The following is a 6,583-nucleotide window of genomic DNA, read 5'->3' as shown; positions in this document are numbered from 1 at the left end:
GTACCCGAATTTCTTGACGACCATAGAGCATTGGAACCACCTGATCCCATCCCGAACTCAGCAGTGAAACGATGCATCGCCGATGGTAGTGTGGGGTTTCCCCATGTGAGAGTAGGTCATCGTCAAGATTAAATTCCAGAACCCCTGTTTGCTAACGCAAACAGGGGTTTTGTTGTGGGCGGTCGAAAAATGCGAGATGCCTCATTGCGGCGGCATACAGAGCTAGAGTCCGGCCTTTCTATGCAATGACCCTGCGCATGGCTATCATGCGTGCCTCATTGTGAGGCGATACATGCATGCTGACGTTGTTGAAACTTCTGAAAGATGGCCGATTCCACTCCGGAGAAGCGCTTGGCGCTGCCCTGGGCGTAAGCCGCAGCGCTGTGTGGAAGCAACTACAGCATCTTGAGGCAGAGTTGAATCTACCTATCCATAAAGTCCGCGGCCGTGGATATCAACTGGCCTCGCCCTTGGTGTTCTTGAATGCGGAGGAGATCGCGTCGAATGCGGCCTCCTTGGCATGGCCTGTTCATATTTTCGACTCCATTGATTCAACGAATGCCGAAGCCCTGCGGCTTGTCGATGCCAACTGTGCCGCGCCATTTCTGGTGCTTGCGGAACAGCAGACAGCGGGAAGAGGTAGGCGAGGCCGCAAGTGGGTCAGCCCGTTCGCTCAAAATGTGTATTACAGCCTTGTGTTGCGAATTGAGGGTGGGCTGCGACAGTTGGAAGGTTTGAGTCTTGTTGTGGGGCTCGCCGTGATGCAGGCCCTGCGTAAGTCGGGCGTACAGGATGCGGCCTTAAAGTGGCCAAACGATGTTCTCGTAGGTCGGAAGAAAATTGCCGGCATCTTGCTGGAGTTGGTGGGAGATCCCGCCGATATCTGTCACGTTGTTCTTGGGATAGGTATCAATGTGAATATGCAGAAGGCTACGGACGTGGATCAGCAGTGGACTTCGGTACAGCTCGAAACGGGCTCTCCCGTAGACCGTAACCGTCTGGTTGCACAGCTGGGCCTGCAGCTGCAAGGTTACCTGGATCTGCATAAAGCCTCCGGTTTTGCAGCGCTCCAGGAGGAGTGGGAGCAAAATCACTTGTGGCAGGGGAAGGCTGTGTCCCTTATCGCGGGCGTAAACCAGATTGATGGCGTGGTGCTGGGCATAGATCGTCAAGGTGCTTTGCGTTTGAATGTTGATGGTGTAGAAAAAATATACAGCGGTGGTGAGTTAAGCCTGAGGCTGCGTGATGATTCTTGAACTCGACTGTGGGAATAGCTTTATCAAATGGCGCGTACTTGATTCAGATAAGGCGAATGCCTCTGCGGAAGGCGTTGTTGGTTCGGATGTCGCATTAATTGATAGCCTGGTAGCACTTCCTGGTCTGCGGCTGACGCGTTGCCGGATGGTGAGTGTTCGGGCTGTGGACGAAACCAATAAGTTGGTAGCGGCGCTGGAGGTCCAATTTGGCGTTGCGGTATCTTGTGCTGTTTCTGCAAGAGAAATGGCTGGCGTAAGGAATGGTTACGAAGATTTCGAGCGCCTTGGCCTTGATCGCTGGTTAGCGATACTTGGTGGATTCAAGCTGGCATCCCGCGCCTGCCTGGTATTGGATTTTGGAACTGCGGCGACTGCGGACTTCATTGCGGCGGACGGAGAGCACTTGGGTGGGTTCATTTGCCCAGGAATGCCGCTGATGCGTAATCAGCTACGAACGCACACCCGCAAAATACGTTATGACGATGCAGCTGCTGAGCGAGCTCTGGAGTGCCTCTCCCCGGGGCGTACGACTGTAGAGGCGGTTGAACGCGGTTGTACGCTGATGCTAAGAGGATTTGCCCTGACCCAGCTGGAGTTGGCCCGAAGCTACTGGGGTGATGATTTTACCGTATTCCTGACGGGTGGGGATGCTGGCCTAGTCGCGGATGCTGTACCGAAAGCTCTGCTCGTCCCTGATTTGGTATTCGTTGGTCTGGCAATGGCGTGCCCTTTGTCTTGAGGTGTTTATGCGTTGGTTGTTTTTGCTTTTGCTCGTCCTTAATGCCTTTTATTACGTCTGGCATCAACAAGAAGCTCCATTGCGCGCAAAAGACGTCACTCCCTTGAGCCTCTATCGGGCTTCTCAGCAGGATATTCGCTTGCTTAGCGAGTCTTCTGATGCGGTGGCTCGGCGCGATCGAGTGAAGGCGCCCGATGCGCAGAATACCTGCCTGTACATAGGTGGCTTTTCTGATCAGCGCGAAGTGCAGTCTGTAGAGCAGCGCCTCACGAGCCTGGATATAAAGGTCAAGGTTCAACTGCTGAACACTCCTGACGCGTCCGGCTACTGGCTTCGCGTAGCGCCTGAAAGCAGACGCCTGGCTGATGATCTGCCCTTTGAAAACCTTGCTAAGGAATTCAATGAGTTAAAACATAAAATAATGCTGTGTGAAGGCATTGCAACTCTCGAATAGTTTGCATAGAATGGCGCCCGCTTCGCAGTGAAGACCTTTGAGGTCCAAGGTGTGAGGCGGTGGTCAATGCAGCTAACCTCATATTTTTAATGAGAAAATGCTTGACAGAAGGCCGGCGTGATGTAGAATGCCGGCTCGCTTAGGAGGGGTTCCCGAGCGGCCAAAGGGATCAGACTGTAAATCTGACGTCTACGACTTCGAAGGTTCGAATCCTTCCCCCTCCACCATTTTTAGCGTGAGCTGCAAGCTCCGCGGGTATAGTTTAGTGGTAGAACCTCAGCCTTCCAAGCTGATGATGCGGGTTCGATTCCCGCTACCCGCTCCAAGTTTGCAGGTTGTGCACGGTGTTTTGCTCTTGTAGCTCAGTTGGTAGAGCACACCCTTGGTAAGGGTGAGGTCAGCGGTTCAAATCCGCTCAAGAGCTCCATATAACAAGGCAGATATGAAAATATCTGCCTTTGTTTTAACAGCTGCCTCGGCTTGATTGTGTTGCGCCTTGCTTTGTTGTTGGGTGATTTCAGGTCTATTGGGGTTGGTTGTTGTAAAGTCTTTTTCAGGCCTGCATAATGGTCGGCCTGATTTTGTTTTAGGTCAGTAGCTCAATTGGCAGAGCGACGGTCTCCAAAACCGTAGGTTGGGGGTTCGATTCCCTCCTGACCTGCCAGATTCACTTGGTGTGTCTGGCTTTCTTTTCACAGGATCTTCATAGATGACTCCTAAGGCTGAAGCTCAAAGCTCTCGTTTCGATCTGGTCAAGTGGCTCGCTGTGGTCGCATTGGTGGTCGTAGGCGTTGTTGGCAATCAGTACTATTCTGCTTCGCCGATCCTGTACCGTGTGCTCGCTTTGCTCGCCCTTGCTGCTGTAGCTGCCTTTGTAGGCCTGCAGACTGCCAAAGGCAAGTCTTTCGCGGTCCTGGTGAAGGAAGCTCGCACCGAAATCCGTAAAGTCGTTTGGCCGACTCGCCAAGAAACCACGCAGACCACATTGATTGTAGTGGCTGTTGTTCTGGTTATGGCGTTGCTGTTGTGGGGGCTCGATTCCCTGCTCGGCTGGCTTGTTTCCTTGATTGTTGGCTAAGGGTGTCCCGTGGCTAAGCGTTGGTACGTTGTGCATGCTTACTCGGGTTACGAGAAGCATGTTATGCGCTCTTTGCTAGAGCGCGTAAAGCTGGCAGGCATGGAAGATGGCTTCGGCGAAATTCTGGTTCCCACTGAAGAAGTGGTTGAAATGCGGAATGGTCAGAAGCGCAAGAGTGAACGCAAGTTCTTTCCTGGCTATGTGCTGGTTCAGATGGACATGAATGAAGGTACTTGGCACTTGGTCAAGGATACCCCTCGTGTAATGGGCTTCATTGGCGGTACTGCCGATAAGCCTGCTGCGATCACTGACAAAGAGGCAGAAGCGATTCTGCGTCGAGTTGCTGACGGTAGCGACAAGCCCAAGCCGAAGACGTTGTTCGAGCCGGGTGAGGTTGTTCGTGTCACAGATGGTCCGTTTGCTGATTTCAACGGTACTGTCGAAGAAGTTAACTACGAAAAGAGCCGAATCCAAGTGGCGGTGCTCATTTTCGGTCGCTCTACTCCGGTAGAGCTAGAGTTCAGCCAGGTCGAAAAGGTCTAGCTGGGCAAGCATCCCAACCCCGCAGCCCTAGGCTGTGGGGTTTTGTCGTCACTGGGATAAACGCGCAAGTAACCGGGGAGCCTTTCGAGGCGTTCGAACCCGTAATTGGAGTGCCTCATGGCCAAGAAGATTACCGCTTACATCAAGCTGCAAGTGAAGGCCGCTCAGGCCAACCCTAGCCCACCCGTCGGTCCAGCTCTGGGTCAGCACGGCGTGAACATCATGGAGTTCTGCAAAGCCTTCAACGCCCGTACTCAGGGTCTTGAGCCAGGTCTGCCGACTCCAGTGATCATCACTGTATATAGCGACCGTAGCTTCACTTTCGAAACCAAGTCGACTCCGGCTTCGGTTTTGCTGAAGAAAGCTGCTGGTCTGACTAGCGGTTCCGCTCGTCCTAACACCGTTAAAGTTGGCACCGTGACTCGTGCTCAGCTGGAAGAAATCGCGAAAACCAAAAACGCGGATCTGACTGCAGCTGATATGGATGCAGCCGTGCGTACCATCGCCGGTTCTGCTCGTAGCATGGGCCTTAACGTGGAGGGTGTGTAATGGCTAAGCTGACCAAGCGCCAAAAGGCTATCGCCGGCAAAATTGAAGCAGGCAAGGCCTACAACTTTGTAGACGCTGCTGCCCTGCTGACCGAGCTGTCGACTGTCAAGTTCAGCGAGTCCGTTGACGTTGCTGTGAACCTGGGTGTTGACCCGCGTAAATCCGACCAGGTCGTTCGTAGCGCTACTGTGCTGCCACACGGCACAGGCAAGACTGTACGTGTTGCTGTCTTCACCCAAGGCCCGGCAGCTGAAGCTGCTCTGGCTGCCGGCGCCGATCGCGTTGGCATGGACGACCTAGCTGCCGAAATGAAAGGCGGCGACCTGAACTATGACGTAGTTATTGCTTCCCCGGATGCAATGCGCGTTGTAGGTCAGCTGGGTCAGATCCTCGGTCCACGTGGTCTGATGCCTAACCCTAAAGTCGGCACCGTAACGCCAGACGTAGCCACCGCGGTTAAAAACGCCAAGGCTGGTCAGGTTCGTTATCGCACCGACAAAAACGGCATCATTCACACCTCCGTTGGCAAAGTCGGCTTTGATGCCGTCAAGCTGAAGGAAAACGTTGAAGCCCTGATCGCTGATCTGAAGCGTATCAAACCAGCTTCCTCGAAAGGTATCTACGTCAAGCGCGTTACCCTGAGCACCACTATGGGCCCAGGTCTGGTCATCGACCAAGGCTCGCTGGACGTATAAGACACAGGTTGGCGCAAGCAATTGCGTCAATTGAAAAAATTGGGGTCCCTGCCTGGCGGGGGCTATCCAAGACCGTAGGCGGCGCAAGTCTTAAACCTCAAGCCTACGCAGATGGTGCTCCCGGTTCCTTACCGAATCAGACACCAAAACGACATCAGGCCTAGGCCAGATGAAACGGTAACAAGCAGGAGTTAAACCCGTGGCAATTAATCTCGAAGACAAGAAGGCCATCGTCGCTGAAGTCAACGAGGCTGCCAAAGCTGCTCTGTCCGCTGTCGTGGCTGATGCCCGTGGTGTGACAGTAAGCGCTATGACCGGACTCCGTAAAGAGGCTCGTGAAGCTGGCGTATACGTACGTGTTGTACGTAATACCCTGCTCAAGCGCGCTGTTGCTGGCACTGACTACAGTGTCCTCAACGACGTGTTCACCGGCCCGACCCTGATTGCGTTCTCCACCGATCATCCAGGCGCTGCTGCCCGTTTGTTCAAGGAATTCGCCAAGGGTCAGGATAAGTTCGAGATCAAGGCAGCTGCGTTCGAGGGCAAGTTCCTCGCAGCTAACCAAATCGACGTACTGGCAACACTGCCGACCCGTAACGAAGCTATTTCTCAGCTGATGAGCGTGATCCAAGGCGCTACCAGCAAGTTGGCTCGTACTCTGGCCGCAGTTCGCGAGCAAAAAGAAGCTGCCGCAGCCTAAGGCTGAGCACTTTCTCTCGCGTATTTTTGTTTATTTCGATGGCCGCGTAGGCCGTCCCCCAATTCAGGAATTACAGCAATGTCTATCTCCCAAGACGATATCCTCAACGCCGTAGCTGAAATGTCGGTTCTGCAGGTTGTTGAGCTGATCAAAGCTTTCGAAGAAAAATTCGGCGTTTCCGCTGCCGCTGCTTCCGCTGGCCCAGCCGCTGTAGCTGCTGTTGCTGAAGAGCAAACCGAATTCAACGTTATGCTGTTGGAAACCGGCGAGAAGAAAGTAAACGTGATCAAGGCAGTTCGTGAACTGACCGGTCTGGGCCTGAAAGAAGCCAAGGCTGTAGTTGACGCTGCTCCAGGCATGGTTCTGGAAGCTGTATCGAAAGACGCAGCTGACAAAGCCAAAGTTGCTCTGGAAGAAGCAGGCGCTAAAGTCGAGCTGAAGTAAGCATCGACCTTGCGTTTCCAGCCCAAGCGTTAAGCTGAAGGCTGATGGCTGGTGGCTCTTGCCACCGGCCTTTTTCCGTTCTTGGCTGTCGACTCGGTCGCCGCCATTAACGTGCTGTAGCCACC

At 53.7% G+C, this 6,583-nt stretch carries 9 protein-coding genes, 4 tRNA genes and 1 rRNA gene; all 14 read left to right on the top strand.

Translation table 11 applies throughout. The features are described 5' to 3' along the window. Positions 1–12 precede the first annotated feature (12 nt). The 14 genes from rrf (at position 13) to rplL (ending at position 6,458) form a co-directional block, all read left to right on the top strand. Positions 13–128: ribosomal RNA gene (rrf, locus tag ACR52_RS13790) — 5S ribosomal RNA — on the top strand. Between the two features lie 168 nt (positions 129–296). Continuing rightward, entirely contained in the window at positions 297–1,256 is a 960-nt protein-coding gene (gene birA / locus ACR52_RS13785; RefSeq protein WP_048724907.1) for a bifunctional biotin--[acetyl-CoA-carboxylase] ligase/biotin operon repressor BirA, read from the top strand. Further along, complete coding sequence (locus ACR52_RS13780; RefSeq protein WP_048724904.1) at positions 1,246–1,995, top strand: pantothenate kinase; 750 nt, start codon at positions 1,246–1,248, stop codon at positions 1,993–1,995. Before birA ends, ACR52_RS13780 begins: the two co-directional genes overlap by 11 nt. A gap of 7 nt (positions 1,996–2,002) precedes the next feature. Further along, positions 2,003–2,449, top strand: a complete 447-nt coding sequence (locus tag ACR52_RS13775) for a hypothetical protein (RefSeq protein ID WP_048724901.1) — start codon at positions 2,003–2,005, stop codon at positions 2,447–2,449. 142 nt (positions 2,450–2,591) lie between these two features. Next, a tRNA-Tyr gene (locus tag ACR52_RS13770) sits at positions 2,592–2,676 on the top strand. Positions 2,677–2,700: 24 nt separating this feature from the next. Further along, positions 2,701–2,774: transfer RNA gene (locus ACR52_RS13765), tRNA-Gly, on the top strand. Positions 2,775–2,800: 26 nt separating this feature from the next. Then, positions 2,801–2,876 (top strand) — tRNA-Thr (locus ACR52_RS13760). A 161-nt stretch (positions 2,877–3,037) separates the two neighbouring features. Beyond that, positions 3,038–3,113 (top strand) — tRNA-Trp (locus ACR52_RS13755). Between the two features lie 45 nt (positions 3,114–3,158). Continuing rightward, positions 3,159–3,527 (top strand): preprotein translocase subunit SecE, encoded by a 369-nt coding sequence (gene secE, locus ACR52_RS13750; RefSeq protein ID WP_003194658.1) that lies wholly within the window; start codon positions 3,159–3,161, stop codon positions 3,525–3,527. A 9-nt stretch (positions 3,528–3,536) separates the two neighbouring features. Beyond that, positions 3,537–4,070 (top strand): transcription termination/antitermination protein NusG, encoded by a 534-nt coding sequence (gene nusG, locus ACR52_RS13745; RefSeq protein WP_048724899.1) that lies wholly within the window; start codon positions 3,537–3,539, stop codon positions 4,068–4,070. A 117-nt stretch (positions 4,071–4,187) separates the two neighbouring features. After that, on the top strand, positions 4,188–4,619 hold the full coding sequence (gene rplK, locus ACR52_RS13740) for a 50S ribosomal protein L11 (RefSeq protein ID WP_003176435.1): 432 nt from the start codon (positions 4,188–4,190) through the stop codon (positions 4,617–4,619). Further along, positions 4,619–5,314 carry a 50S ribosomal protein L1 gene (rplA, locus tag ACR52_RS13735; RefSeq protein WP_003232403.1) on the top strand — a complete coding sequence of 232 codons (696 nt, stop codon included), beginning with the start codon at positions 4,619–4,621 and terminating at the stop codon, positions 5,312–5,314. The genes rplK and rplA overlap by 1 nt, the downstream gene beginning before the upstream one ends. Before the next feature lie 199 nt (positions 5,315–5,513). After that, complete coding sequence (gene rplJ / locus ACR52_RS13730; RefSeq protein ID WP_048724894.1) at positions 5,514–6,014, top strand: 50S ribosomal protein L10; 501 nt, start codon at positions 5,514–5,516, stop codon at positions 6,012–6,014. 78 nt (positions 6,015–6,092) lie between these two features. Beyond that, entirely contained in the window at positions 6,093–6,458 is a 366-nt protein-coding gene (gene rplL, locus ACR52_RS13725; RefSeq protein ID WP_048724891.1) for a 50S ribosomal protein L7/L12, read from the top strand. Positions 6,459–6,583: the final 125 nt, after the last annotated feature.

The sequence above is a fragment of the Pseudomonas fildesensis genome (assembly GCF_001050345.1).
Classification (GTDB): Bacteria; Pseudomonadota; Gammaproteobacteria; order Pseudomonadales; family Pseudomonadaceae; genus Aquipseudomonas; species Aquipseudomonas fildesensis.
Note: the sequence above shows the minus strand (reverse complement) of the source record. Positions and strands in the feature narration are given on the sequence as shown.

What these genes read in the sequence shown, in the direction of transcription:
- secE (WP_003194658.1), top strand. Translation starts at nt 3,159, where the DNA reads ATGACTCCTAAGGCTGAAGCTCAAAGCTCTCGTTTCGATCTGGTCAAG.
- rplA (WP_003232403.1), top strand. Translation starts at nt 4,619, where the DNA reads ATGGCTAAGCTGACCAAGCGCCAAAAGGCTATCGCCGGCAAAATTGAA.
- ACR52_RS13775 (WP_048724901.1), top strand. Translation starts at nt 2,003, where the DNA reads ATGCGTTGGTTGTTTTTGCTTTTGCTCGTCCTTAATGCCTTTTATTAC.
- ACR52_RS13780 (WP_048724904.1), top strand. Translation starts at nt 1,246, where the DNA reads ATGATTCTTGAACTCGACTGTGGGAATAGCTTTATCAAATGGCGCGTA.
- birA (WP_048724907.1), top strand. Translation starts at nt 297, where the DNA reads ATGCTGACGTTGTTGAAACTTCTGAAAGATGGCCGATTCCACTCCGGA.
- rplK (WP_003176435.1), top strand. Translation starts at nt 4,188, where the DNA reads ATGGCCAAGAAGATTACCGCTTACATCAAGCTGCAAGTGAAGGCCGCT.
- rplL (WP_048724891.1), top strand. Translation starts at nt 6,093, where the DNA reads ATGTCTATCTCCCAAGACGATATCCTCAACGCCGTAGCTGAAATGTCG.